This window comes from Enterobacter sp. 198 (assembly GCF_009025585.1).
GTDB lineage: Bacteria > Pseudomonadota > Gammaproteobacteria > Enterobacterales > Enterobacteriaceae > Enterobacter > Enterobacter ludwigii.
This window is the reverse complement of the sequence record NZ_WCIM01000010.1, coordinates 254,293-279,104: the sequence shown is the minus strand read 5'-3', so window position 1 is coordinate 279,104 and position 24,812 is coordinate 254,293. Positions and strand designations below refer to the sequence as shown.

The window sequence follows — 24,812 nt, the reverse complement described above, 5'->3', positions numbered from 1 at the left end:
AGTGTTCCTTGCGGGTGTTTTTCGTTTTCTGGCGGCTCAGGGATGCTCGTCGTGCTGCTGACTTATCTTCAGGTCAATGATGCGGCCGATCTGGTCATGATAGACCGTCAGCAAATTGTACTGACTCATCTCTGAAATGATTTGCGGGGGGACGTTAAAGCTTCTCGCCAGCTCATCGTGACGCCAGGCATCGGGACGCCGCCGCCTTACCTGAGCGCGACGGCGATTGTACTGATACCACAGAATGAGCAACCAGCCGTTTAGCGCGGCGATCAGCAAATAGATCAGCACCGTATTAAACGAGGCAATAATAATGCCCCAGCGGTAGTTGCTCTCCTCGGTTACCTGCATCCACAGATTGGCATAGAGGAAAAACAGAAAACCTCCCCATGCCAGCAGCGTCAGCACCGCATCAAAAAGACGGGGCAATAGCCGATGTTCAGTCAGAATTAGCGTATTTTCGTTCATTGAATGCTTCCTTTTCCCCGGTCCGGACTGATCCAGCGCGCACGTGCACGCTGACGTTTAAGCATGACTTTTGGAAAGGCGACGAGGGTGGTGAACAGACCAATCATCCAGTACACCATCGGGAACCAGATCACCCAGAAAAGCGAACTCGCCACGTTTCTTTCATAGCGCCGCTCGATATACAAACTGACGAGGAATTGCATCAGACACATGACCCCCAGAAGTAACCCGGTAAATTCAGGAGGAAACAGACTCTCGACGGTCAGGTTTGTGGGTAACGTAATGATATGGCTGACAATGAACAGCAACACGGTCACCGCATAGGCGAATGCCCATAGCGTTGACAACGCGTACTCTAAAAACAGCGGCCACATGCGATGATGTTCCCAGCGCACGATCTTGCGAAGGTTAACCAGAAAGACCTCTGCACCGCCCTGCGCCCAGCGTAAACGCTGTTTCCACAGACCTTTTAACGTCTCTGGCATCAGGATCCAGCACAGCGCCCGCGGCTCAAAAAAGATATCCCAGTGTCGAAGCTGAAGCTTCCAGCTGATGTCGATATCTTCGGTGATCATATCCGGGCTCCAGTACCCCACATCTGCCAGCGCCTGCCGGCGAAAGGCCGCAATAACCCCGGAGACGGTAAAGACCCTGCCGTAGATCCGCTGCGTCCGTTTGATGAGACCAATAATCGATGAGAACTCGCCTACCTGAATACGGCCAATCAGCGTTGAGCGTGTGCGAATACGCGGATTCCCGGTGACGGCCCCGACGTGGGGATACTTAATCAGCGGCTCTACCAGATAGGCTGCGGTATCACGATCGAGCAGGGCGTCGCCATCAATACAGACCAGCAGATCGCCGCGCGCCGCCGCCGCGCCGGCCTTAAGCGCCACCGCCTTACCCTGGTTTTCTGCGAGGTGAATGACGCGCAGGCGCGGCTGTTCCTGCGCCAGCTGCTGCAGCACCTCTGCGGTGTTGTCAGAAGAACCATCGTTGATCGCGATAACTTCGATATTGGGGTAGCGCTGATTCAGCGCGGCGCTAATAGTCTCCCGGGCATTTCTTTCCTCGTTGAAACACGGGATCAGGATTGAAATTAACGGATCGCCGTCTAACGTCGGAGCAGGCGTCTGCTTATCCCATGACCAGTGCCGTTCAAGCTGAAACCAGAAATAGAGCCCCCCGGTTATCCAGAGCACGGACATGAACAGTGGCCAGAAGAAGACAAAATCCAGAATCAGTTCTCCGGTAAAGAGGGCAGCCACGCCCAGAGGCAACCCGAATACCAGGCATAAAATAGAGAATGCGATAATGCGATCAGTCATTGTCAGGATACCAGTACGAAGAGAATTCAGGCCTGATGCGTGAAATATCAGGTTGGTTGTTGATGAAATCGTCGGGGTAGTCACCATAATTTTTGATGCCGTTCAGCTGGAGTACGCGCATCCACTGGGCCAGACGCGTGTCGGGCACGGCACGTTGAGGTTTCTGCTCCCAGTCCCGGGCCTGTAGCTCGAAAAGGGTTTTATTGAGCGCACCGGGCCGTGCGGCAACGGCGGCGATCAACCGCGTGAGCCAGGCATCGCTTTCCTCGGCCGGAACGGATTCCATCAGCGGCATAGCCATCGGAACCGTCCAGTCGTAGGTCATCAGAAAATCATCCAGATTTTGTGCAAACCACGCTTCGCTCTCGGGCTGCAGGATGGGCAGGGCGAACATATTCCGCGCGGTTTTAATCTGCGGGCCGCGTATGTTTTTCACCGCCTGGCTAAGGCTGCGGGTAAAGCCGATGAGCGTCTGACTTTTAAAGCGACTCCAGGCGTGAAGGGCGGCCGGATCGTGTTGCATTGCGGCGATGCTGCGGTTATTCCAGGCGCGCAGGGCATCCGGGCCGGCATCTTCAAAGTCTGTCAGCACCGCATCGTCGTGAAATAAGATCCCATTGAAGCTGGCGTAGCGGGCAAGATCTTCATAGATTTCCGTGACCTGCTGACGAACCTCGGGGTTCCACGGGGAGAGGCGGATGTAGGGGTCGGTAGCCTCGTGCAATTGGCCCGTTTGACGATCCCAGCGCTGTACCCGCGGGAGTGCGGGTGAGAGATCGAAAGAGAGCACCGGCATCCACGCATAGACTTTTACGCCTGCACGGGTTTGCAGCTGCCAGGCGACAAAATTAAACAGATCGGCGCGCACCGGAAGCCGGCTGTTAGGGAAGTAGAGCGCTTTGATCGTGCCATCGCCCAGTGGATCGGAAAACGCCTGCAGGAAAACATGACTGATTTTCATGTCGTAAACCCGCTGGACAAGTTTGTTGATGTTGTTGGTTTGCTGGGCCGGATCGGGATCGTAAACATAATCGAGATCGACATGCATGACGCGCACGGGATCGGCCTCCTGAATCTGGCTGACCGTGCTGGCAAAGGATTTGAGCGAGGGATTTCCGGAAATCAAAAGACGCGGAATATTGCCGAGATCGCGCACATCCGCCAGCCCATCCTCAAGGGTAAAAGCCAACTGATAACCCTGCTTTCTGGCGATGGCGAGCGATGTGCCGTTCGCGGCGCCATAGGGCCAGACCCAGGCGCGGGGCGCTTTTCCTGTCACCCGGGTAATTTTGTCGGTAACTTTGCGCACGTCATCAGCGATCCGCTGGTTGAACTGCCGATCGGTTTCATAACGCCCCGTCGCTTTATCGTAAAAGCGGTTGGCGATGGCGGGTTCACGGCTTCCCTGTGGGTTAGCCGGTATGCCGTAATGCGAAGCCCAGGTATGCGAGCCAATCTCAACCAGCGGAGACTGGCTTAGCTCCCGCACCATATCCCAGGTTGCAAAGCGCTCGCGGGGCGTCATCAGTCCGCCGAAATTGACCTGCTGATTCGCTGGCGTATCTACCCAACTGCCCACCGGTGCCCACAGCGCAGGGACGTTCCAGGCCTGAAGAAGTGGCCAGACGCGGGTGTAGAAACTGCTGTAGCCATCATCAAAACTGAGTAAATAGGCTCTGGGCGGCAGCGTTTTTTTGCCCTCATGCGCATCCAGAATATCCTGCACGCTAATGGCGTGATAACCGTGATGCACAAGCCAGCCGATCTGCTCGTTTAGGGCGCTGGTACGAACGGACAGGTAGCGCTGATCGGCTGCATCATCTTCAACGTCATGGTAGGCCAGAACCAGAAAATGGTTTTTTGGCCAGGGTTTACTCGCCTCAGGCTGTGGCCGTTCCTGGGGGGACATAAACGAGAGGGCCTGAGCGCAGACGCTCGCGCTGAGGCATAACCAGCCGATAATTATCAGGCTCACAGAAAAACGTTTGTTCAGCATATTCATCCTTAAAAGCGTAAATTCGCATCAAACGTGACGGAGAGATTGCTTTCTCGTTTACCGTCGAAAGGGCGCTTGTCCCAGTTCAGCATCACGCCGCTATCAATGACGTTGTTCCATTGAATGCGCTGCCCGTAACCCAGCAGGGCGATGGCGCCAGCGGGCTGATTTTTCTGCCAGTATTCCCCACCTCCGAGAACGACCTGCTGGCTCCAGAGCGTGTCGTAATGGCGGTACATCTGATGATCGACGGACAGGGCCGCCGTTACGGAGAGATCCCGCTCCGGGTTGTAATAGAGCGTGTCCCGCAGGGTGTTGGTACTCGCTGATATACCCGGTTCGAGATCCAGCGTCAGGGTGGGTGTCTGCCACAGCCGCTCTTTACCCGTAAGGGCGAACTCCTGGCGGCGGTTATGGTCGGAAAAGTGGCTGGCAGAGGCGTTAAACTGGTACTCACGGCGTTCGTTTTGATACCAGCGGACCCAGCCTTCTCCCCGGTTTGCGCTGACGCCATTACGCAGTGCCCGTAAAGGCGTCGTGCGTGAAAGACGTTCAAGGTTTCCGCCCACCTGCCAGCTATCGTTCAGGCTGTACGCCGCCGAGAGGCGAGCACCGGGCTTGTTTGCCCCGTGATAATGGTTGCCGGAGAGTTCTGCTTCGACCAGAAGGTCGCGAGGCCGCCATTCGACGCCGGCAAACAGGTGGCGGCTGCTGCCTTTGCCTTCGTCAAAATTGCCCTGCGCAAATCGGGTTCCACCAAACAGCCGCCAGTTATCCGCGACGGGCGGGCCGTAGAGCGTGGCATCCCAGCTCAGATCGTGTGTGCCGCTGACGGGGTTATCAGAGTGCAGTCCTTTGCCCGCGTTCAGACGCAGTTCGGACAGATGATGGACGTTTCTGAGCCTGTCCAGACGTCGGGCGCTCCCGTCGACAGGCGCGCGGGCGATAACGTCATCGGCCAGTAAATCCATCTGTCGCCACTCCTGCAGATCCATTGCGACGTAGGCCTGCTGCCGTTCCAGCTCGATATTGGATGGCTCCAGCGTCTCGGCCATTTTGAGCTTTTGCTCCGCCGCCCGCGGCAGACCCCGCGCCTGAAGTAAGGTGGCGTAGTCAATCTGTAATCCCTGATTTCCCGGCGCTGACGCAGCCAGACGTTGCGCCAGCTTTTCGGCTTGCGGAAGGGCATTGGTCATCAGCAAATAGTTAAAGGTGAGCGACTGCCCGATGAGCCATTGATCGTTGGGTTGCGGGGTTGGCGAACCGAAATCGTAGCGGGTCCAGGGCGTGTTACGGGTTATTCGCTCAACATACTGGCGAGCGGCCTGATACTGCCCGGTATCCAGCCAGGCGTAGAAGAGCGCATGATCGTCGTCCTGCGGATCCGGCGCATAGTCTGGATAACGTTTGAGAAGCGAGAGGGCGGCATCGGCATTTTTCTCCTCCAGATACGCGGAGATAACCCAGCCAATTGCCCAGGTCGGCACGGGATGCTGAGCCGACGTTAACGCCTGATATTCCCTGATGACCTGTGGATAATCACCGTGGGCGTGAAGCGCGCCAAGCCGATCGACACGGGCCCGGATAACGTCCTCCGCTGCCTGAGGTTCGTTTTGCCAGCGGGACAGCAGCTCGTCATAGCGGTTCAGCGCCGCTTGCGCGAGCTGCAAACGCTCTGTTTCAGTACGGGCAGGCACATCGGCGAGGCGTACCATTTCGGCGGCGGCGTTGAGTGCCAGGCGGCGACGTTGCGCGGGGGGCAGCGTCACCGTTTGTGAAAGCCGCAGGGCAGGCGTGTCGGCCCGGTTGTCTGTTAACGCATCAATCAACTCAGTACGAAGGGCGTCATCCGCTGGCGCACTATTCAACGCGCGGATGTCTGCTAAAAGCCGCTCCTGGTTTTTCCCCAGGCGTGAATAGACATAAGAGAGCATCTGGAGGTGAGCCAGAGAGGGCTTTTCCGCCACCCGTTGCCGGGCTTCCTGCAGAGCCAGTGTATCCATGCGGGCGTCGGCGAGGGTTTTGATGTAGCCGATGCGATAATCGTCGTTATCCGGTGCAAGGTTACACGCCTCCTTCCAGAGCATTAACGCAGGTTGCCACGCCTTTTGGTTTCGCCTTGCCTGAGCAGCAGCAGCCACGCCACGGGCAGGAAGAGGCATATAGACCTTATAACGCAGCCAGACCTGAATAACGTCGTCATCACGACCCGCCCAGGACGCCACCTGCAACCAGTCCGCAACCTGCTCAGGCGTCAGGGCATGTTGCTGCTGATAACGCTGAAGATATTGCAGAAAAGGTGCGTAATTACCGTTACGCGCCTGCTGAATCTGTTGTTCATATACTGATTCTGCTGCCTGAACCAGAAAGGGGAAAAGTAATAACAGAAACAATAAAGCGGGAGTGCGGTAAAAGAATAACGTATTGAAGCGAAGTGATCTTTCCATATCTATTTGCCATTTGTTTATCATAAATCCATTGCATAACACGGCCGCCTTTAAGCACGGGGTTAAAGGCCATAACTGAGAACGTTTAATCTGAATGCAGTTACGTTATGGGGTACTTACTTAAAGGTAATTATGGGTCCTTATGGTCAGGGCTAAGTGGCTGGTAATGTACACCCGATATGTTGGCAGATAAATATGTTGAAAAGCAGGGTGGTTGTTTTGAGATAATTCTGTAATGAGCTGTCCTAAACGATTATTTTGAAATGAGTTTATATTTGTAATTTTATGATTTTATTGGTTTTTATTTATATTGTGACAAATTTGTTTATATTTTTAATGTGCCTTATTGGTGTGAATTAAAGTACTTTCCGGTGCATGTTTGGGAAGTTTCATGACAAAAATTCTTAATATCCATAAAAGTGACTTTTCTGAGATTGTTTTTTACTTATAATTAATGGCAGCCATTGAATGATAGTCTATGGGAAGGCGTATCAATGAATGTGCGAATTGAGGGTCAATCAAAGCCAGAATACATTTATCGTTAATATAAAAGCGCTATAAAACGAAGGCGGACTTCTTTCCGAAGGGTCGTTCTTGCTTTAATCTAAAAGGGATGGTTAGTGGCAACTTCAATAGTGTTAGTGACACAGGATCGCTACCTTGTCAGGGGGATGAGGATATTTTTTCCGGATATAATCCTGCTGGACTCCATTGACAGAAAGATATTTGATAACGGCGCAGATGAATATTCTGTATTGATTGATAGCCGTGCACCGCTGCGTTTATATGATTACCTGATACGCCATCCGGCCAGAACGAAAAAAACAATCTGCTGCGTTATGCTCGATATGCGGCATCGCGAGGAGAATCTGCTCAGCATGAAGTTGTTTATGAACACGTCGCTCACGGCACCCGATATGGCGTCGTTATTCAACCTGGTACTCAACATGAAGGGCAAACGTCTGACAACAAAGTGGCTGCTGAACGTACGGCTGAGCACGCATGAAGCCATTATGCTGCGGTTGCTCAGGGCTGGCATGGCGATGGAAGAGGTGGCACAGGAACTGAATACGTCGATTAAAAGCCTCTACCGTAAACGGACCGCGCTCTCAGAACGGCTGGGGGCAGAGAACTTCAACGAGGCTTGTTTGTTTATCTTTAAAAATAAACTGCTGGATTCGGATGGGAACGATCCCTAGCTTTGCTTTACCCCAAAAGCAAAAACCCGCCACGAGGGCGGGTTTTCTGAAGAGTGGTGCCCGGACTCGGAATCGAACCAAGGACACGGGGATTTTCAATCCCCTGCTCTACCGACTGAGCTATCCGGGCAACGGGGCGCATTAAACCTGATATGCCCTCCGCCGTCAACGAAATTTGTTGTTTTCGTAACGGACTGCACACTCTCTCACCAGTTCGCCGTAAACTTAAGCAAAAAAGTGCGTCCAGAGCGCGGATAGCGGCATTGCAATCAACAACGCGGGCAGCATATTCACCACCGCAAACATCTTTATTCCGCATATCCGCAGCCCTGTCGCCAGCAGCAGCAGGCCACCGACGGCGGTGAAGTCGGCCATCATCGCCGGCGTGGTGAGCGGAAGGATCAGTGTGGCGCAGGTGGCGAGGGCCAGCTGGATAAGCAGCATGGGCACGCAAATCGCGGCGACGGCTATGCCGAGGGTCGTGGCGAAAATGGTGGCCGTGAAGAAATCAAGAAACGCCTTCGCAATCAATATGCTGGGGTCGCCAGTCATGCCTTCCTGCATTGAACCGAAAATGCCTGTGCCGCTGGCGCAAAAAAGAATAATTATCGCGACGTAGTTCTGAATAAACGACTCGTGAGTGCCGTTTTTCGCCTTGCCCTGGTGGGCAATCAGGTTTTTGGCTTTGCTGACCGCACTGTTAATACCCTTTTCCAGATAGCAGAACTCGCCAATGAGCGCGCCGAGCAGGGTAGCAAGCACCATCACCGGCAGGTTGGCGCACTTGATCACCAGCAAAGTGCCGATACCTAACGAGGCCAGGCCGAATATTGAGGGCATGGAAGAGCGAATACGCTCCGGCAACCGCTGACTTAATACGGCGCCAAGTACGCCGCCCAGCAATACGGCACCGGCATTGATAAAGGGTCCGATAACCACCGTGAACTCCTGTTAGTTAATCATGGGTATTGCAGGATTATGACACGCCAGGGGCCTGTTAAGCTTAGGTTTAGGCGGGTTAACGCATACTGATTGCTTCTTGCACCTCAAAATAAAAGGTGACATGATTGCGCGAAATTTCTCCTTCCTGTGTACGGAGCCGCCAATGATGATGTTGTCTGTCGCTGCGCGAACGCTCACCCGTATCGATATTATCTACTCCTGTCTCACCGTTCGGTGAGGGTAACTGCACTTATGAAAACCATGAAAATCGCCGTCAGCCGCGAGCTGGTCTCTACTGTGTCTACGCACCGCGAAAAGGTGACGCTGGATAACACTGATTTTACGGATGTGGCGGCAGTCGTCATTACCCCCGTGGAAAGTTGCAGCGGCATTCTGGCATTGCTTAAACGCACGGGCTTTCAGCTTCCGGTGTTTATTTACTCGCAAGAGCCGTCTGACGTTCCTGATGGCGCAACGGCAGTGATATCAGGTAAAGCTCAGGAGTTTCTGGAACTGGAGACGGCGGCCAGCCGGTATGAAGAGAATCTGTTGCCGCCATTTTTTGACACCCTGAGCCAGTACGTGGCGATGGGCAACAGTACTTTTGCCTGTCCGGGACACCAGCACGGTGCATTTTTTAAAAAACACCCTGCGGGACGGCAGTTCTATGAATTCTTCGGTGAGAACGTATTTCGCGCCGATATGTGCAATGCCGATGTGAAACTGGGCGATCTGCTGATCCACGAAGGCTCCGCCAAGCATGCCCAGAAGTTCGCAGCAAAAGTCTTTAATGCTGATAAAACCTACTTTGTGCTGAACGGCACCTCCGCTGCAAATAAGGTGGTCACCAATGCGCTGCTGACCCGCGGCGACCTGGTGCTGTTCGATCGCAACAACCATAAGTCCAACCACCACGGTGCGCTGATCCAGGCGGGTGCCACGCCGGTTTATCTTGAAGCGGCGCGTAACCCGTTTGGTTTTATTGGCGGGATTGACGCGCAGTGCTTTGACGACGCGTACCTGCGAAATCAGATCCGTGAAGTTGCGCCGGAAAAGGCCATGGAGAAACGCCCGTTTCGTCTGGCGATCATTCAGCTTGGTACCTACGATGGCACGATCTACAACGCCCGTCAGGTGATCGACAAGATCGGCCATCTTTGTGACTACATCCTGTTTGATTCGGCCTGGGTGGGCTACGAGCAGTTTATTCCGATGATGGCGGAAACCTCTCCGCTGTTACTGGATCTGAACGAGAACGATCCGGGCATTTTCGTGACGCAGTCGGTGCATAAACAGCAGGCCGGGTTCTCGCAGACTTCGCAGATCCATAAAAAGGATAATCACATTCGCGGACAGGCGCGTTTCTGTCCGCACAAGCGCCTCAACAATGCGTTCATGCTCCATGCCTCGACCAGTCCGTTCTATCCGCTGTTCGCAGCTCTTGATGTGAACGCGAAAATCCATGAAGGGGAGAGTGGGCGCCGGCTTTGGGCGGAGTGTGTTGAGCTGGGCATTGAGGCCCGCAAGGCGATCATTGCCAATTGCCATATGATCAAACCGTTTATTCCGCCGATGGTGGCTGGGCGTCCGTGGCAGGATCATCCTACACACGCCATCGCCAGCGAGCGCCGCTTCTTCAGCTTTGAGCCGGGGGCTAAATGGCACGGGTTTGAAGGCTATGCCAGCGAGCAGTATTTCGTCGATCCGTGCAAGCTGCTGCTGACCACGCCGGGTATTGATGCGGAAACCGGGGAATATACCGAGTTTGGCATTCCGGCGACCATTCTTGCGCACTACCTGCGTGAAAACGGCATTGTGCCGGAGAAGTGCGATCTCAACTCGATCCTCTTCCTGCTGACGCCTGCCGAAAGCAGTGAGAAGCTGGCGCAGCTGGTGGCGATGCTGGGTCAGTTTGAACAGCATATTGAAGACGATACGCCGCTCGCTGACGTCCTGCCGACCATCTACCAGAAATACCCGGTACGGTATCGCGATTACACCCTTCGCCAGCTCTGCCAGGAGATGCACGATCTCTACGTGAGCTTTGACGTGAAAGATCTGCAGAAGGCAATGTTCCGTAAAGAGAGTCTGCCAGAACGAGCGATGAATCCGCAGGATGCGAATCAGGCGTATATTCGCGGGAAGGTGGAGTTGGTGCGCATCCGTGATGCCGGCGGACGCATTGCCGCCGAGGGCGCGCTGCCGTATCCCCCTGGCGTACTGTGCGTGGTGCCGGGTGAAATCTGGGGTGGGGCGGTACAGCGTTACTTCCTGGCGCTGGAGGAGGGCATCAACCTGCTGCCTGGCTTCTCGCCGGAACTGCAGGGCGTTTACAGCGAAAAGGATCCCGATGGGATTAAGCGACTGTACGGGTATGTTTTGTCATAGTCGCCGTCATCCGTAATCCCGGCCCTCTCCCCAAAGAGAGGGTCAGGGCTCACACCGCACTTCTTTTATACATCCTCCGTGGATGCCCAATCTTCCCGTACAACATCTCTACGCTCAGAAACCCCGCCTCCACGCAGTGCTCCAGATAGCGTCGGGTGGTGGTTTTACTTAATCCTGTCTCCTGCACGACCTCGTCGACGGAAAAACAGTGTGTCGCCTTGTCGTTAAACAACGCCTGCACCCGTGCCAGCGTATTCTCCTCAATGCCTTTGCTGCCGTTATCCAGACGGTAGTTTTTCGCCTGCAGCTGGTAGAGCGAGTCGACGTTCTGCTGGTCGACAATCTTCCAGACCCGCTGTTGTTCGGCAAACTGCACAAAGCGTTCAAGCGACTGGCTGAGGCGTTTCCAGGAGACCGGCTTCAGGATGTAATCAAAGGCGCCATTTCGGATGGCCTGGCTGCAGGTGTCCATGTCGCTGGCAGCAGTAATGAAAATCACCGAACAGTTGGCGCGGGTGAGCATGGGGTCATTGATCAGTGTGATCCCTTTACCGTCCGGCAGATAGTTATCCAGCAGCATAAGCTGCGGCTGTTTGCTTTCAAGCTGGACCTGGGCGGCAGCGAGAGACGAGGCGATCCCTACCAGCCTCAGGCGCGGATGTTTACCGATAAGTTCCGCGTGCAGTTGCGCCAGTTCGTTCTCGTCTTCAACAATCAATACGTCGATAAGTTCATGTTGCATAGTCGGTATCTTCCAGTTGCTGGGCGGGACGCCGGGCGGGAATAAACAGTGAGAAAATGGCGCCGCGCGGGGTGTTATCGGCAATTTCTATCGCGCCGCCAGCCTGCGTAACATAGCTTTCGATCAGATACAGGCCAATCCCGTGATCGCCGCGTGTTTTGGTGGTGATGCCGCGTTCAAATATCCTGTCACGGATCTCCGGTTTGATGCCAACGCCCTGGTCGGCCACTTCGATAATCAGCTCCTGCTCGCTCAGTTTGATCAGCACTTCGACCGGTGCATGGGGGAGCGGTGAGCGCTGCGTTGCTTCGATGGCGTTATCCAGCAGGTTGCCGATGATTGAGATCAGCTCTTCTTCAGCCAGCGACGGGAACGGCCTGTCCAGCCGGCAGGCCGGGTCAAAACTGAGCTCGACCCCTTTCTCCCGCGCGCGGGCGGCTTTACCCAGCAGCAGGCCACACAGGGTCGGGGAGCTGAAGCGGGAAGAGATAAAGTCCAGCAGCTCCTGAGCGTGTTCCGACTGCGCCTGAATATAGCCAATCGCCTCTTCATAGCGGCCCATGTGCAGCAGGCCGGACAGAGTGGTCATGCGGTTCAACTGCTCATGACGCATGATGCGCAGGTTATCGACATAGCGTTTAACCTGGCTGAGCTGGGCGCTAAGCGAGTCAATTTCATTCCGATCGCGGAAGGTGATCACCCAGCCCTGCAGCGAATCCTCAAGCATGATGCGCACCCGGCTGGCAATCACCGTGAGGGTGTTAAAACGGCAAATTTCATCATGGGTATCTTTTGCCAGCATCGTCTGCGTCGAGAAGAACGGGACAGGGTCGATAACCTGGCTAATCAGCTGCCCGCGCAGTTCACGGGCTGGCTGGCTCAGGCCAAGCAGCTTGCGCGCCGCCTGGTTGATCACCTCAATGCGCAGCTCATCATCAATGGCGATCACCCCTTCATAGATAGACTCCATCATCGCCTTTTGCTGGCGCACCAGCAGGCCGATTTCCCGTGGCTCCAGGGAGAAGATCTGCTTCTTGATACTGCGGGTAAAGAACCAGGAGAAGATAAAGAGCGCAATCAACAGCAGCACGGCGGCCAGCAGGATATTGACCACTTTGCTGACGGTAATGGTATCAAGGTAGCTGGTGAGATAACCCACCGAGACAATCCCTACCACTTGCCCCGCATCGTTGAAGATGGGCGCTTTGCTGCGCAGCGAAATACCCAACCCCCCTTTGCGGATGGTGGTGGTGCTTTTTCCCTGCAGGACCTCCTCATTGTCTCCACCGATAAGCGTCTTGCCCACTCTGTCGGCAAAAACCGAATGAAAAAGATGCAGACCTTTATTATCTCCAATCACAATAAAGCTGGCGTCACTGTGAGCGGCAATTTTCTGCATAAAATCATGGATGGCTTTGATATCTTTTTGTTCAACCTCATCACGTAATGATGGAATAAGTGCGATCTCTTCCGCCTGTATTTTGGCACGTGCGCTCATTTCCTGATAAAGCTGCTTGCCGACATCGACGTAATAATATCCGCCCAGTAACGCAAAAAGTACTGAGAAAAAGGCGACCAGCGAAATAAACAGCTTAATCTGAAACGATACTTTCATAACTATCACGCGAGGTAGCAGCAAAGATTGCCAATATATCATCTTTTTTCGCGCGGATACCCGGTTTGCCGAAAACTTGTGATCCCTTGCACAGCAGGCCCTGTAAAAGAATTTTCCGAATAGCCTATGCGCCTGAAGTAGTCTGGAGAAATGTTATTTGATTGTTCGTTTTAGAAAAGAAACCATAAAAACCACGGCAATAAATAAGGCGTAAATCACATTAAATAAAAGAAACCATTAAAACCATAGCTGCCATAAAAACTTCGCTTTTAATATGCCATCCCTCACATAAAGTAAGCCTTTGTGACTCTAAGCTGAACGCACAAAATAACTAAGGGGCTTATTATGAGCACAACTGACGATTCTTTCTCTGTTACCCACGACCCGATTGATATTCAGCGACCATCACTCAAAGAGCGCTGGTGGCATATTATGGATACGTGGAAAATCGGAATTATCCCTCTGCCACTGTTTGTCCTGGCCGGCGCGCTGATTGCCATTGATTGCCTCGGCGGCAAACTGCCCAGCGATATCGTGGTGATGGTCGCCACGCTCGCGTTCTTCGGCTTTGCCTGCGGTGAGTTTGGCAAGCGCCTGCCGATTGTCGGTAAACTCGGCGCGGCGGCGATTTGTGCCACCTTTATTCCTTCGGCACTGGTCTATTACGGTCTGCTGCCGGATGTGGTGGTGGAGTCCACCACGAAGTTCTACAAATCCACCAACATTCTGTATCTCTACATCTGCTGCATCATTGTCGGCAGCATCATGAGCATGAACCGCACCGTGCTGATTCAGGGCTTCCTGCGCATCTTCTTCCCGATGCTGTGCGGCGAAATTGTCGGCATGATTGTTGGCATGGGCGTAGGGATAGCGCTGGGCCTTGAGCCATTCCAGATCTTCTTCTTTATCATTTTGCCGATCATGGCGGGCGGTGTTGGGGAAGGGGCGATCCCACTCTCCATCGGCTATGCCACCCTGCTGCATATGGACCAGGGCGTGGCGCTCGGTCGCGTTCTGCCTATGGTTATGCTCGGCGGCCTGACGGCAATCATCATCTCCGGCTGCCTCAATCAGCTCGGTAAACGTTACCCGCACCTGACCGGCGAAGGCCAGCTGATGCCTAACCGTGCGAATACTGATGAAACCACCGCACAGCCTGCGTTCTCCGGTAAAGCAGACGTCACCACGATCGCTTCTGGCGCACTACTGGCCGTTCTGCTCTACATGCTGGGGATGCTCGGCCACAAGCTGATTGGCCTGCCCGCGCCGGTTGGCATGCTGTTTATGGCGGTGCTGGTCAAGCTTTGCAATGGTGCTTCTCCGCGTCTGCTGGAAGGCTCTCAGGTGGTGTATAAATTCTTCCAGACGTCAGTAACCTACCCCATTCTCTTCGCCGTGGGCGTGGCCATTACCCCCTGGCATGAACTGGTCGCCGCATTCACGCTGACCAACCTGCTGGTGATTGTCAGCACCGTCTCCGCGCTGGTGGCGACCGGTTTCTTCGTGGGCAAAAAGATTGGCATGCACCCGATTGATGTCGCCATCGTCTCCTGCTGCCAGAGCGGCCAGGGCGGTACCGGTGACGTGGCGATTCTGACCGCAGGCAACCGTATGAGCCTGATGCCCTTCGCCCAGATTGCTACCCGTATTGGCGGCGCGATTAACGTCTCCATCTCTCTGCTGATACTGGGCAACTTCCTCGTTTAAGTTTTCAGGAAAGAACAATGAAACTCGCAAGCTTTTTATACCAGGGAACACGCAGCTACGGCATCGTTCAGGCCGAAGGTGTGATTGATTTAGGTCGCCGTCTCGGCGACCGCTACAGCGACCTCAAAGCGCTGCTGCAGGGCAACGGGCTGGCCGAGGCCACCCGTTATCTCAACGACGCCGTGGATGTCCCTCTGAATGCCATCACCTTCTTACCGGTGATTGAGCAGCCGGAAAAAATCCTCTGCGTGGGTATGAACTACGCCGACAAACGCAAAGAGTTTGACCAGCACAACCCGGCGCCGACGCTGTTTGTCCGCTTCCCGGATTCGCAGACCGGCCACAACGAACCGGTGCTGAAGCCGCGTCACTCCAGTGAATTCGACTACGAAGGAGAGCTGGCGGTCATCATCGGCAAAGCCGGAGAGAACATCAGCCGTGATGAGGCGTTGCGCCATGTGGCGGGTTACAGCTGCTATATGGACGGCTCCGCCCGCGACTGGCAGCACACCTGGTTTACGGCGGGCAAGAACTGGCGTCAGACCGGAGCGTTTGGCCCGTGGATGGCGACGGCTGATGAGATCCCGGACCCGCACCAGCTGGCGATCCGCACCTGGCTTAACGGCCGTATGGTGCAGGAAGACAACACCAGCAGCATGATCCACAAGGTCGCGGAGCTTATCGAATACATCAGCACCTTTACCCGCCTCAGCCCGGGCGATGTGATCATCACCGGCTCCCCTGGCGGCGTGGGCAAAAAGCGCAACCCGCCGCTGTTCATGAAAGAGGGCGATCGCATTGAGGTGGAGATCGAGCATATCGGTCATCTGAGCAATGTGATCATGGAAGCGCCCGCCACCGGGCTTGCGGCAGCACACTGAGTAAAACGGCATGAACAGTCAACCCACTATTGATTTTCGCCACACCCTTGTGGCGAAACACCCGGAACGCTTAAGCCAGATCCGTTACCTGCTGGCAGACAGCGGCCTTGGCCTGGACAACGACATCACGCTGTTTGTCGAAGCCTGGTCCGGCACGCAGCTGGTGGGTTGTGCCGGGCTTGCCGCTAACGTCATCAAGTGCGTGGCGGTAAACGAGCAGCTTCGTGGGGAGAACCTCAGCGCACGGTTGCTGGCAGAGGTGGAAAATGCGGCGCTGGAGCGCGGCCATTTTCACCTCTTCCTCTGCACCCGTCCGTGTAACAAGGAGCGCTTTGGCCGCAGCGGCTTCTGGCCGATTGCCCAGAGCGGGAACAACGCGGTACTGATGGAAAACACCCCGCAGGGGATCCAGCGCTACTGCCGCGCGCTCAAGTGTCAGCGCAAGGCCGGGAAGAAGATTGGCGCGATCGTGATGAATGCGAATCCGTTTACCCTCGGCCACCGGCATCTGGTCGAGCAGGCCGCGGGGCAGTGCGATGCGCTGCATCTGTTTGTGGTGCGCGAGGATGCCTCGTTCTTCCCGTTCAGCGCCCGGCTAGAGATGGTACGGGCGGGCGTGGCGCATCTGCCGAACGTGATTGTGCATGAAGGATCGCAGTACATCATCTCCCGCGCCACGTTCCCGGCCTACTTCCTGAAAGAGACCGGCAAAGTACAGCAGGCGTGGAGCGAAATCGATGTGCTGATCTTCCGGGACTTCATCGCCCCGGCGCTGGGTATTACGCATCGCTTTATCGGCTCGGAGCCGTTTTGCGATATCACCCGTCAGTACAACCAGACGCTGCACGACCTGCTGGCCTCGCAGATTGACGTGGTGGAAATGCCGCGCATCAAGGTCACCGGCAACGCTATTTCCGCGTCGGAAGTCCGCCGCTTGCTCAAGACACAGCAGTTTTCCCGGATCCGGGAGATTGTCCCGGACTCCACCTTCGCGCACCTCGAAACGCATTACCGTGCGAGTGCGGAAGTCGCATAACTATCAGGAATTTATCATGAAAATTGTAAGGGAGGCGCTGGCCGGTACGCAGGAGTCCAGCGACCTGATGGTAAAAATTGCCCCCGCTCAGGGTGAGCTGGAAATTATCATCCACAGTGAAGTGATTAAGCAGTTTGGCGAACATATTCGCCAGGTCGTTAACGACACATTGCGCGCCATGAACGTGCACCAGGGATTAATTATTGTTGAAGACAAAGGGGCGCTGGACTGTGTGATCCGCGCCCGCCTGCAAAGCGCGCTCCTGCGCGCAGCCGATGAGCCGACACTCAACTGGGGGGCGCTGAAATGAGCAAACTCCGCCGCAGTATGCTGTTCCTGCCGGGCGCAAACGCCGCCATGCTCTCTACGGCATTTATCTACCGCCCGGACTCCATCATGTTTGACCTTGAAGACGCCGTCGCCCTGCGCGAGAAGGATACCGCGCGCATGCTGGTGTTTCATGCCCTGCAGCACCCGATGTATCAGGATATCGAAACCGTGGTGCGCATTAACCCGCTGAGCACGCCGTTTGGCTTGCTGGATCTGGAAGCCGCCGTGCGGGCAGGGGTGGACGTGATTCGATTGCCGAAAACCGACACCCCGGAGGATATCGATGAGCTGGAAGGGCATCTGGCGCGTATCGAGCGTGAATGCGGGCGCGAGCCGGGCTCGACCCGCGTCATGGCGGCTATTGAATCGGCGATTGGGGTGATTAACGCCGTGGCCATTGCCCGCAGTTCTCCGCGCTTAATCGGGATCGCGCTGGCCGCCTTTGATTATGTGATGGACATGCAGACGGAACGCGGGGATGGCACTGAGCTGTTTTATGCCCGCTGTGCCGTGCTGCACGCCGCCCGCGCCGCGGGTATCGACGCTTTCGACGTGGTGTGGTCGGACGTTAACGATGAAGCCGGCTTCCTGCGCGAGGTCGATTTGATCCGCAAGATGGGCTTTAACGGTAAATCGCTGATTAACCCACGTCAGATTGATCTGTTACATAACGCCTATGCCCCAACCCAGCAGGAAGTGGATCACGCGAAACGGGTGATTGAAGCGGCAGAAGAGGGGGAGCGTAACGGCCTGGGCGTCGTGTCGCTCAACGGCAAAATGGTCGATGCCCCTATTATTAACCACGCGCAGATGGTGCTGGAACGCGCGGCGGCCTCCGGCGTGCGTCGTTAAGGATTACACAATGAATCAGACAGAACTTCTCCATGTGAATTTCCCCCATCTGCGGGACTTAAAACCGTTTGATGCCGCCCACAGCGCAACGCCATGGCTGAACAGCCCTGACGAAAAACACACCCGTAAGCTCTGTGCTTCGGTCGAAGAGGCGGTGTTACGCAGCGGGTTACAGGACGGGATGACCGTCTCCTTCCACCATGCGTTTCGCGAAGGCGACCGGGTGATCAATACCGTCGTGGCGCTGCTTGCGCGTATGGGCTTTAAAAACCTGACGCTGGCTTCCAGCTCGCTGATGACCTGTAACGACGCGCTGATCGAACACATCGAAAGCGGCGTTATCACCCGGATTTACACCTCCGGTATGCGGGGCAAGCTGGCGGACGCTATCTCACACGGGTTGATGGCCGAGCCGGTACAAATTCACTCCCACGGCGGGCGCGTGAAGCTGTTGCAGGACGGCGAGCTGAATATCGACGTGGCGTTTCTTGGCGTGCCGTGCAGCGATGAATTTGGCAACGCCAACGGCACGCACGGGAAATCGTGCTGCGGCTCGCTTGGCTATGCAATGGTGGATGCGCATTTCGCCCGTAAGGTGGTGCTGCTGACCGAAGCGCTGGTGCCGTTCCCGAATATGCCCGCCAGCCTGGTGCAGGATCAGGTGGATTACATTGTGCAGGTGGAGAGCGTGGGTGACCCGGCGAAAATCAGCGTCGGTGCAGCTCGCGTGACCAGTAATCCGCGTGAGCTGATGATTGCCCGCTACGCGGCGGATGTGATTGAACATTCAGGCTATTTCAAACCCGGTTTTTCCATGCAGACCGGCTCCGGTGCGGCGGCTACCGCCTGTACCCGCTTTATGGAGGAGAAAATGGAGCGCAGCGGCGTGAAGGCGCGCTTCGCGCTCGGGGGCATTACCGGCAGCCTGGTGGATCTGCACGAGAAAGGCCTGATCGAAAAGCTGCTCGATACCCAGTGTTTCGACGGCGAGGCCGCGGCCTCGCTGGCACGAAATCCGAATCATGTGGAGATCTCCACCAACGTTTATGCCAACCCCGGCAGCAAGGCAGCAAGCTGCGACCAGCTTGATGTGGTGATCCTCAGCGCCCTGGAAATTGACGTCGATTTTAACGTCAATGTTATTACCGGCTCTGACGGCGTAATGCGTGGGGCATCCGGCGGACATTGTGATGTGGCCGCGGCGGCAAACCTGACCATCGTGGTCGCCCCCCTGCTGCGTAGCCGTATTCCAACCGTCGTGAAGCGGGTGACCACCCGGCTGACGCCCGGGGAGAGCATCGACGTGCTGGTTACCGATCACGGCATCGCGGTTAACCCGGCACGCCCGGAAATCCGCGAACGACTGCTTGCCGCAGGCCTCAACGTTGTCGATATCAACGCGCTTTTCGAGCGGGCGATATCACTGACCGGCGTACCAAAACCCATTGAGTTTACCGACAAAATCGTCGGTGTGATCCGCTACCGCGACGGCAGCGTCATCGACACCGTTCGACAGGTGAAGGAGTAATGATGACTGTAGCGACACCCGTGCGGGCGGGTGTCAGCCTGGAGGAGCTGCTGGTGGCGAAAGAGCGCCGTGCAGCACGCCAGACTGACTGGCTCACGCACTATCAACAACCGGTGATTTCTCTCACGCTCGTCACCCCCGGGGAGATCAAAGACAGCCTGCGCTATCGCAATACGATGGGCGTGGCATTGCAGATGTGCGACCAGCTGCTGTGGGAAAACCGCTGGCAGGTGCTGGACCGCCAGGTGCTGTGGCTGCCCACCGGGCCAGAAGCAATCTGGTGCGTGGCGCATCCGGCGGCGGAAATCAAAGCGCACTGTACGGATCTGGAGCAGACTCACCCGCTCGGCAGGCTGTGGGATTTGGATGTGATCTGCCCGGTACAGGGGCATGTGGGGCGCCAGTCTTTAGGGTCACACCTCCGGCGCTGTCTGGTATGTGATGAGCCTGCCCACGCCTGTTCCCGTTCGCGTAAGCATCCTGTAGAGCAGGTGGTGGCTCGCGTGGAGAAGATGATCGATGACTGGTTTGCTCGCGACTAACCCGCAGCCATGCGATGTGCCAGGGCTCGCCGAAGAGGCGTTATGGCAGGAGCTGGCGTTGACGCCAAAGCCGGGTCTGGTGGATAAGCTCAACAACGGTGCACACCGCGATATGGACCATGCGCTGTTTGCCCGCAGTATTGCGGCTATCACCCCGTGGTTTGCGCGCTTTGCAGAGCTGGGTCATACCCATGCGGATAAACCCGCGGCGGAACAAATACGGATCATTCGCCCGATGGGCATTGCCTGTGAACAGGCAATGTACGCTGCAACGTGCGGGGTGAATACGCATAAAGGCGGCATTTTTGCCCTCGGTTTGCTGTGCTTTGCCGCCGGACGTGTGAAACACGCCACGGCTGAGAGCCTCTGTAGTGAGGTGAGTCACCTCTGTCGCGGGCTGGTAGCGCGTGAGCTGGCAGCGCGCAGTGGACAGGCGACGGCAGGGGAGCGGCAGTTTCAGCGGTATGGGTTAACCGGCGCGCGGGGCGAAGCGGAAAGCGGTTTTGCTACGGTGCGTGCAGCGCTGGCGCAATGGAACGGGCACGCGCTGCATGACCTGCTGCTGCGCCTGATGGCGATGAATCAGGACAGTAACCTGGTGTCGCGCGGCGGTATGGAAGGGCTGCGCTATGTGCAGGGTTATGCGCGGGCATTACTGACGCGTGGCTGGGATCGTGATGCATTAATACAGATGGACAATGCGCTCATTGAACGGAATTTAAGCCCGGGGGGCAGTGCGGATTTATTGTCGGTAGGATGGGTGCTGGCGAAATTACCCCTCTCCTGAAAGGAGAGGGGATCATCATTAATGCGCGATAGGCTGCGCAGCGTGCGGTTCGCGTACGTGCTTGTACTTGAACAGTGCGATAAACGCGAAGAACAGTACCAACGAGTACGCGGCGAAGATAAGCCACACGGGCTGCCAGTTGGTGATGCCGTTAGTGGTGTACATCTCAACCACTTTACCGCTCACCACACCGCCCAGAATACAGCCGAAGCCGTTGGTCATCATCAGGAACATACCCTGAGCACTGGCGCGGATTTCAGGTTTCACCTCTTTTTCCACAAACACCGAACCAGAGATGTTGAAGAAGTCGAAGGCGCAGCCGTAAACAATCATCGACAGAACCAGCAGCACGGTACCGAACGGGCTTGGATCGCCGTAGGCAAACAGACCGAAGCGCAACATCCATGCAGCGATACTGATCAGCATGACGTTCTTGATGCCGTAGCGGCTCAGGAAGAACGGGATGGTCAGGATGAACAGCGTCTCAGAGATCTGAGAGATGGACATCATCACTGACGCATGTTCAACGATAAAGCTGCCAGAGAACAGCGGGTTATTGTCGAAGCTGTGCAGGAAGGTGTTGCCGAACATGTTGGTGATCTGCAGTTCCGCACCCAGCAGCATGGAGAAGATAAAGAAGATCGCCATACGTTTGTTTTTAAACAGCGCAAAGGCGTCCAGACCGAGCATGGTGCTCCAGCTCTGGTTTTTCTGCTGGTTAGACACCGGAATATGCGGCAGGGTCAGGGTGAACAGCGCCAGCACCACGGAGAGTGCCGCCCCGATGTAGAGCTGCATATGGCTCAGTTCGAAGCCTGCGAAGCTCACGCCCCACATTGCCATGATAAAGCCGATGGTGCCCCAGATACGGATTGGCGGGAAATCGGTGACGATTTCCATACCGGCAGATTTCAGGCGGTAGTAGGAGATGGTGTTGATCAGGCCAAGCGTTGGCATGTAGGCCAGCGAGTTAAACAGGATCACCATGAACATCGCCCCCGGCGTGGTGACCTGGGCTGCCATAAACAGCGTCCCCGCACCCACCAGATGGCAAAGCATGTACAGCCATTTCGCACTTAACCATTTATCCGCCACGATACCCAGCAGCGTTGGCATAAAGACAGCCGCAATGCCGAGCGAGCTGTAGACGGCACCGATAGACGCACCATCGAACTTGAGCGTCACAAACATATAGGAGCCGAGTGTAGTCAGCCAGCTACCCCACAGGCAGAACTGCAGAAACGACAATATTTTAAGCTGCAGTTTAAGGTTCATGTTACTTTCCTCACAAGTGAGCGGGAGATATGTTGTTATAGGAACATTCAGGGTTGTTATTTGATGCAATTCTATCAGCAGGCGAGGTTATGTTTTGTTACCTCCCGCAAAAAAATGCAATCCACATTAATTTGCAGTTTGGATTGTGATGCAAATAACATTTTCGTATGGGTGGGGCGGGGAGGGAGCGGTCTGATGCCCTCACCCTGGCCCTCTCCCACAGGAAGAGGGCAGGGTAAAGGGTTTAGCGTCGACGGTAGTTTTTTTGCGCCGTGTTCACTTTATACAGATAACGACGCGATTCCGCAGACGGGTGTCGGGTGGTAAGCGTGGAATAGACATCCCCCGGCGCCATACTGTTGATGATATTCGCCGCCTGCACTTTGTCACTCGAGAAGACGCGCAGGACGCTGCCCGCACCGCCGTTATACGCGGTGATCACCGCATAGCGACGTGATGTCGGGTTATCAATTCCACCCAGGTAGACATTGTTGAGCATCGCCAGGTAGGCGGTGCCGGTATCAATGTTGCTTTGTGGATCGAACAGATAACTGCGGCTCGGCGTACCGGATTTACCCTGAGCGCGGAAGACGTCTTTACCTGCGCTGTGCTGCACGACCTGCATCAGTCCCAGCGCGTCGGAACGGCTTACCGCGTACGGATTAAACGACGATTCGGTCTGCATGATCGCCAGGATCAGCGACTCATCCACGCCGTACTTACGCGAGGCCTGACGCACCATGCCAATGTACTTATGCGCACGTTTGTCGAGGTGGTTCGGCACGAGGTTGATGGTGACGCTGTAGATGATCTTCAGGCCGTTAGAGCGGCTTTTCAGGCGCGTCTGCAGCAGATAATCGGCAAATTTTGTGGCACGCCCTTCCCAGCGAATGGCCTGTCCGGTCTGATCGACAACCTGGCCGTACAGGAACGGTTCTTTGGAGATGGTGATGTCATCGGCGTCGGAGTAGAGATCGATTGAGCCTGGATCGTCACCCATCAGCAAGGTTTTCACGATCGCCTGACGTAACCGTGCGGCAGGTTCGGTGCCTGCGATGGTTTCAACCGTAATAGTCCCCTCATCAAAGTTGATGTGGCTACGGGTCTGATAGGCGTCGGTGTACTTAACGTAGTCCTTAGGTCCGGCAATAAGAACTTCGTTAAATCCCCATATATTTTCGATGTTATGGGCAAACTGCCCCATCAAAATGTCAAAACCGTTGGTGTCCTTTATCCAGGCTTCGTTGTAATCATCGCCTTTTTTGGAAGAACAAGAGACAAGCAACGGCGCAACAAGGGCTAGCGCTAAAAATTTTTTCATCATTCCGGGAGTGCGTGTTGTGTTTGCTTGTACGGCGGAGTTGCCCCCGCACGCTGTTATTGTTCCGGCGGCGTATAGCCTTCGATGTGGACGTCTTTGCCTTCGAACAGGAAGTTCACCATCTCCTGTTCAAGCAGTTTGCGGTGCTCCGGGTTCATCATGCTGAGTTTCTTCTCGTTGATCAGCATGGTCTGTTTTTTCTGCCACTGTCCCCAGGCTTCTTTGGAAATTTCGTTATAGATGCGCTTACCCAGTTCGCCCGGATAAAGCTGGAAATCCTGGCCTTCAGCGTCACGCTGCAGGAAAGTACAAAAAATAGTTCTGGCCATACTCATTCCTCTGTTGGTGGCTGATGCTAAACCATTGCACCGGCACGTAATTGCTGTAACAGGCGCTCCACGGGAGCCGCCAGCCCGACTGATGGCGGTTGCGCTAAGTTATACCAGAGAGCCGTTCCTTCATCCATGCAGGCGGTGATTGAGGACACGGGAAGCCACATCGGTACAATATCCAGATGGAAATGGCTAAAGGTATGACGAAACGCGGTCAGCTGCGTCAGGTTATCGGCAGTGATGCCGCGCTGTTTAAGCCATTCCCGTAACAATTCTTCATCTTCAAACTGTGGGAAGCAGTATAGACCACCCCACAAGCCGCTCGGCGGCCGCTGCGCCAGAAAGACGCCATCGCCATGCTGCATCAACAGCATGTAGCCGGTGCGCTCTGGCAGCGTCTGCTTTGGCTTTTTGCCCGGATACTGCGCCCATGAATGGTTCGCATAAGCCACGCAGAGATTATTGACCGGGCAAAGTTCGCATTTCGGTTTTGATCGCGTGCAGACCATGGCCCCCAGGTCCATCATCGCCTGGTTAAAGCGCTCCACGCCTTTTGCCGGGGTAACCGCTTCGCTGATCTCCCACAGCCGTTTTTCGACCTCTTTTTTTCCCGGCCAGCCGTCAACGGCATAGCATCGTGCGAGGACGCGCTTCACGTTGCCGTCGAGGATCGGGAAATGCTTGCCTAAAGACAGGGAGAGGATTGCGCCAGCGGTTGAACGTCCGACGCCGGGCAAATCAGCCACTTCATCGAAGGTTTCCGGAAATGTGCCGTGGTGTCGGGTCGCCACCTGCTGCGCGGCTTTATGCAAATTGCGCGCACGGGCGTAGTAACCGAGACCGGTCCACAAATGCAGCACCTCGTCTAATGGCGCATTGGCCAGGTCGGTCACCGTTGGGAAACGTGCCATAAAGCGCTCGAAGTAAGGAATCACCGTGGCGACCTGCGTTTGTTGCAACATCACTTCGGAGAGCCATACTTTGTAAGGCGTTTTTTCAATTTGCCAGGGCAGGGTTTTACGCCCGTATTTGTCGTACCAGTCCAGCACCTGGGCTGAAAATTGAGAGGCTTGCATGGTCATCGATTCGCATAATC

Annotated in this window: 21 protein-coding genes and 1 tRNA gene; 10 read left to right on the top strand and 12 right to left on the bottom strand. The window is 55.4% G+C overall.

Annotated features, from left to right (window positions below; all coding sequences use genetic code 11):
- Window positions 1-36 precede the first annotated feature (36 nt).
- Genes pgaD through pgaA form a run of 4 tightly spaced genes read right to left on the bottom strand, consistent with a single transcriptional unit; the run spans window position 37 to window position 6,239 of the window.
- Complete coding sequence (gene pgaD, locus F8561_RS04345) at window positions 37-468, bottom strand: poly-beta-1,6-N-acetyl-D-glucosamine biosynthesis protein PgaD (protein WP_014171599.1); 432 nt, start codon at window positions 466-468, stop codon at window positions 37-39.
- Window positions 465-1,796 (bottom strand): poly-beta-1,6-N-acetyl-D-glucosamine synthase, encoded by a 1,332-nt coding sequence (pgaC, locus tag F8561_RS04340; RefSeq protein ID WP_151887182.1) that lies wholly within the window; start codon window positions 1,794-1,796, stop codon window positions 465-467. Before pgaC ends, pgaD begins: the two co-directional genes overlap by 4 nt.
- Window positions 1,789-3,792 carry a poly-beta-1,6-N-acetyl-D-glucosamine N-deacetylase PgaB gene (pgaB, locus tag F8561_RS04335; protein WP_151887181.1) on the bottom strand — a complete coding sequence of 668 codons (2,004 nt, stop codon included), beginning with the start codon at window positions 3,790-3,792 and terminating at the stop codon, window positions 1,789-1,791. The genes pgaC and pgaB overlap by 8 nt, the downstream gene beginning before the upstream one ends.
- Window positions 3,793-3,800: 8 nt before the next feature.
- Complete coding sequence (gene pgaA / locus F8561_RS04330) at window positions 3,801-6,239, bottom strand: poly-beta-1,6 N-acetyl-D-glucosamine export porin PgaA (protein WP_151887180.1); 2,439 nt, start codon at window positions 6,237-6,239, stop codon at window positions 3,801-3,803.
- A 671-nt stretch (window positions 6,240-6,910) separates the two neighbouring features.
- Between pgaA and F8561_RS04325 the strand changes: the two genes are divergently transcribed.
- Window positions 6,911-7,438 (top strand): helix-turn-helix transcriptional regulator, encoded by a 528-nt coding sequence (locus F8561_RS04325; protein WP_151887187.1) that lies wholly within the window; start codon window positions 6,911-6,913, stop codon window positions 7,436-7,438.
- A 54-nt stretch (window positions 7,439-7,492) separates the two neighbouring features.
- On the opposite strand, the gene F8561_RS04320 is transcribed toward F8561_RS04325, so the two are convergent.
- Both F8561_RS04320 and F8561_RS04315 read right to left on the bottom strand, forming a co-directional pair.
- Window positions 7,493-7,568 (bottom strand) — tRNA-Phe (locus F8561_RS04320).
- A 95-nt stretch (window positions 7,569-7,663) separates the two neighbouring features.
- Window positions 7,664-8,377, bottom strand: a complete 714-nt coding sequence (locus F8561_RS04315; protein WP_151887179.1) for a DUF554 domain-containing protein — start codon at window positions 8,375-8,377, stop codon at window positions 7,664-7,666.
- Between the two features lie 255 nt (window positions 8,378-8,632).
- Here F8561_RS04315 and F8561_RS04310 point away from each other — a divergent pair, with 255 nt between their 5' ends.
- Entirely contained in the window at window positions 8,633-10,768 is a 2,136-nt protein-coding gene (locus F8561_RS04310; RefSeq protein WP_047356735.1) for an ornithine decarboxylase, read from the top strand.
- Window positions 10,769-10,817: 49 nt separating this feature from the next.
- Here the strand turns inward: F8561_RS04310 and F8561_RS04305 are convergent, their stop codons facing one another.
- The gene (locus tag F8561_RS04305) at window positions 10,818-11,510 is read right to left on the bottom strand and encodes a response regulator (RefSeq protein ID WP_014171591.1); all 693 of its coding nucleotides are present in this window, start codon (window positions 11,508-11,510) and stop codon (window positions 10,818-10,820) included.
- On the bottom strand, window positions 11,500-13,125 hold the full coding sequence (locus tag F8561_RS04300) for a sensor histidine kinase (RefSeq protein WP_025203246.1): 1,626 nt from the start codon (window positions 13,123-13,125) through the stop codon (window positions 11,500-11,502). Before F8561_RS04300 ends, F8561_RS04305 begins: the two co-directional genes overlap by 11 nt.
- Window positions 13,126-13,470: 345 nt before the next feature.
- Here F8561_RS04300 and F8561_RS04295 point away from each other — a divergent pair, with 345 nt between their 5' ends.
- Genes F8561_RS04295 through citG form a run of 8 tightly spaced genes read left to right on the top strand, consistent with a single transcriptional unit; the run spans window position 13,471 to window position 20,788 of the window.
- Entirely contained in the window at window positions 13,471-14,832 is a 1,362-nt protein-coding gene (locus F8561_RS04295) for a 2-hydroxycarboxylate transporter family protein (protein WP_014171589.1), read from the top strand.
- A gap of 17 nt (window positions 14,833-14,849) precedes the next feature.
- Window positions 14,850-15,713, top strand: coding sequence for a fumarylacetoacetate hydrolase family protein (locus F8561_RS04290; RefSeq protein ID WP_014171588.1), 864 nt, complete (start codon window positions 14,850-14,852; stop codon window positions 15,711-15,713).
- A 10-nt stretch (window positions 15,714-15,723) separates the two neighbouring features.
- Complete coding sequence (gene citC, locus F8561_RS04285) at window positions 15,724-16,749, top strand: [citrate (pro-3S)-lyase] ligase (RefSeq protein WP_014171587.1); 1,026 nt, start codon at window positions 15,724-15,726, stop codon at window positions 16,747-16,749.
- 16 nt (window positions 16,750-16,765) lie between these two features.
- Entirely contained in the window at window positions 16,766-17,059 is a 294-nt protein-coding gene (gene citD / locus F8561_RS04280) for a citrate lyase acyl carrier protein (protein WP_020883681.1), read from the top strand.
- Complete coding sequence (gene citE, locus F8561_RS04275) at window positions 17,056-17,931, top strand: citrate (pro-3S)-lyase subunit beta (protein ID WP_014171585.1); 876 nt, start codon at window positions 17,056-17,058, stop codon at window positions 17,929-17,931. The genes citD and citE overlap by 4 nt, the downstream gene beginning before the upstream one ends.
- 10 nt (window positions 17,932-17,941) lie before the next feature.
- The gene (gene citF, locus F8561_RS04270; protein ID WP_108647811.1) at window positions 17,942-19,459 is read left to right on the top strand and encodes a citrate lyase subunit alpha; all 1,518 of its coding nucleotides are present in this window, start codon (window positions 17,942-17,944) and stop codon (window positions 19,457-19,459) included.
- 2 nt (window positions 19,460-19,461) lie between these two features.
- Window positions 19,462-20,001, top strand: a complete 540-nt coding sequence (gene citX / locus F8561_RS04265; RefSeq protein WP_151887186.1) for a citrate lyase holo-[acyl-carrier protein] synthase — start codon at window positions 19,462-19,464, stop codon at window positions 19,999-20,001.
- Window positions 19,979-20,788, top strand: coding sequence for a triphosphoribosyl-dephospho-CoA synthase CitG (gene citG / locus F8561_RS04260; RefSeq protein WP_104440367.1), 810 nt, complete (start codon window positions 19,979-19,981; stop codon window positions 20,786-20,788). Before citX ends, citG begins: the two co-directional genes overlap by 23 nt.
- A gap of 18 nt (window positions 20,789-20,806) precedes the next feature.
- Here the strand turns inward: citG and F8561_RS04255 are convergent, their stop codons facing one another.
- From F8561_RS04255 to mutY, 4 genes are all read right to left on the bottom strand, one after another.
- Window positions 20,807-22,063 carry a nucleoside permease gene (locus F8561_RS04255; protein WP_020883685.1) on the bottom strand — a complete coding sequence of 419 codons (1,257 nt, stop codon included), beginning with the start codon at window positions 22,061-22,063 and terminating at the stop codon, window positions 20,807-20,809.
- 244 nt (window positions 22,064-22,307) lie between these two features.
- On the bottom strand, window positions 22,308-23,384 hold the full coding sequence (gene mltC / locus F8561_RS04250; RefSeq protein WP_025203253.1) for a membrane-bound lytic murein transglycosylase MltC: 1,077 nt from the start codon (window positions 23,382-23,384) through the stop codon (window positions 22,308-22,310).
- 56 nt (window positions 23,385-23,440) lie between these two features.
- The gene (locus tag F8561_RS04245; protein WP_032678953.1) at window positions 23,441-23,713 is read right to left on the bottom strand and encodes an oxidative damage protection protein; all 273 of its coding nucleotides are present in this window, start codon (window positions 23,711-23,713) and stop codon (window positions 23,441-23,443) included.
- A gap of 26 nt (window positions 23,714-23,739) precedes the next feature.
- Complete coding sequence (gene mutY / locus F8561_RS04240) at window positions 23,740-24,798, bottom strand: A/G-specific adenine glycosylase (RefSeq protein WP_151887178.1); 1,059 nt, start codon at window positions 24,796-24,798, stop codon at window positions 23,740-23,742.
- Window positions 24,799-24,812: the final 14 nt, after the last annotated feature.

Excerpts from the sequence above, each read along its gene's own strand:
- pgaD (WP_014171599.1), bottom strand. The coding sequence starts at position 468 with ATGAACGAAAATACGCTAATTCTGACTGAACATCGGCTATTGCCCCGT.
- pgaC (WP_151887182.1), bottom strand. The coding sequence starts at position 1,796 with ATGACTGATCGCATTATCGCATTCTCTATTTTATGCCTGGTATTCGGG.
- pgaB (WP_151887181.1), bottom strand. The coding sequence starts at position 3,792 with ATGCTGAACAAACGTTTTTCTGTGAGCCTGATAATTATCGGCTGGTTA.
- pgaA (WP_151887180.1), bottom strand. The coding sequence starts at position 6,239 with ATGGAAAGATCACTTCGCTTCAATACGTTATTCTTTTACCGCACTCCC.
- F8561_RS04325 (WP_151887187.1), top strand. The coding sequence starts at position 6,911 with ATGAGGATATTTTTTCCGGATATAATCCTGCTGGACTCCATTGACAGA.
- F8561_RS04310 (WP_047356735.1), top strand. The coding sequence starts at position 8,633 with ATGAAAACCATGAAAATCGCCGTCAGCCGCGAGCTGGTCTCTACTGTG.
- F8561_RS04305 (WP_014171591.1), bottom strand. The coding sequence starts at position 11,510 with ATGCAACATGAACTTATCGACGTATTGATTGTTGAAGACGAGAACGAA.
- F8561_RS04300 (WP_025203246.1), bottom strand. The coding sequence starts at position 13,125 with ATGAAAGTATCGTTTCAGATTAAGCTGTTTATTTCGCTGGTCGCCTTT.
- F8561_RS04295 (WP_014171589.1), top strand. The coding sequence starts at position 13,471 with ATGAGCACAACTGACGATTCTTTCTCTGTTACCCACGACCCGATTGAT.
- F8561_RS04290 (WP_014171588.1), top strand. The coding sequence starts at position 14,850 with ATGAAACTCGCAAGCTTTTTATACCAGGGAACACGCAGCTACGGCATC.
- citC (WP_014171587.1), top strand. The coding sequence starts at position 15,724 with ATGAACAGTCAACCCACTATTGATTTTCGCCACACCCTTGTGGCGAAA.
- citD (WP_020883681.1), top strand. The coding sequence starts at position 16,766 with ATGAAAATTGTAAGGGAGGCGCTGGCCGGTACGCAGGAGTCCAGCGAC.
- citE (WP_014171585.1), top strand. The coding sequence starts at position 17,056 with ATGAGCAAACTCCGCCGCAGTATGCTGTTCCTGCCGGGCGCAAACGCC.
- citF (WP_108647811.1), top strand. The coding sequence starts at position 17,942 with ATGAATCAGACAGAACTTCTCCATGTGAATTTCCCCCATCTGCGGGAC.
- citX (WP_151887186.1), top strand. The coding sequence starts at position 19,462 with ATGACTGTAGCGACACCCGTGCGGGCGGGTGTCAGCCTGGAGGAGCTG.
- citG (WP_104440367.1), top strand. The coding sequence starts at position 19,979 with ATGACTGGTTTGCTCGCGACTAACCCGCAGCCATGCGATGTGCCAGGG.
- F8561_RS04255 (WP_020883685.1), bottom strand. The coding sequence starts at position 22,063 with ATGAACCTTAAACTGCAGCTTAAAATATTGTCGTTTCTGCAGTTCTGC.
- mltC (WP_025203253.1), bottom strand. The coding sequence starts at position 23,384 with ATGAAAAAATTTTTAGCGCTAGCCCTTGTTGCGCCGTTGCTTGTCTCT.
- F8561_RS04245 (WP_032678953.1), bottom strand. The coding sequence starts at position 23,713 with ATGGCCAGAACTATTTTTTGTACTTTCCTGCAGCGTGACGCTGAAGGC.
- mutY (WP_151887178.1), bottom strand. The coding sequence starts at position 24,798 with ATGACCATGCAAGCCTCTCAATTTTCAGCCCAGGTGCTGGACTGGTAC.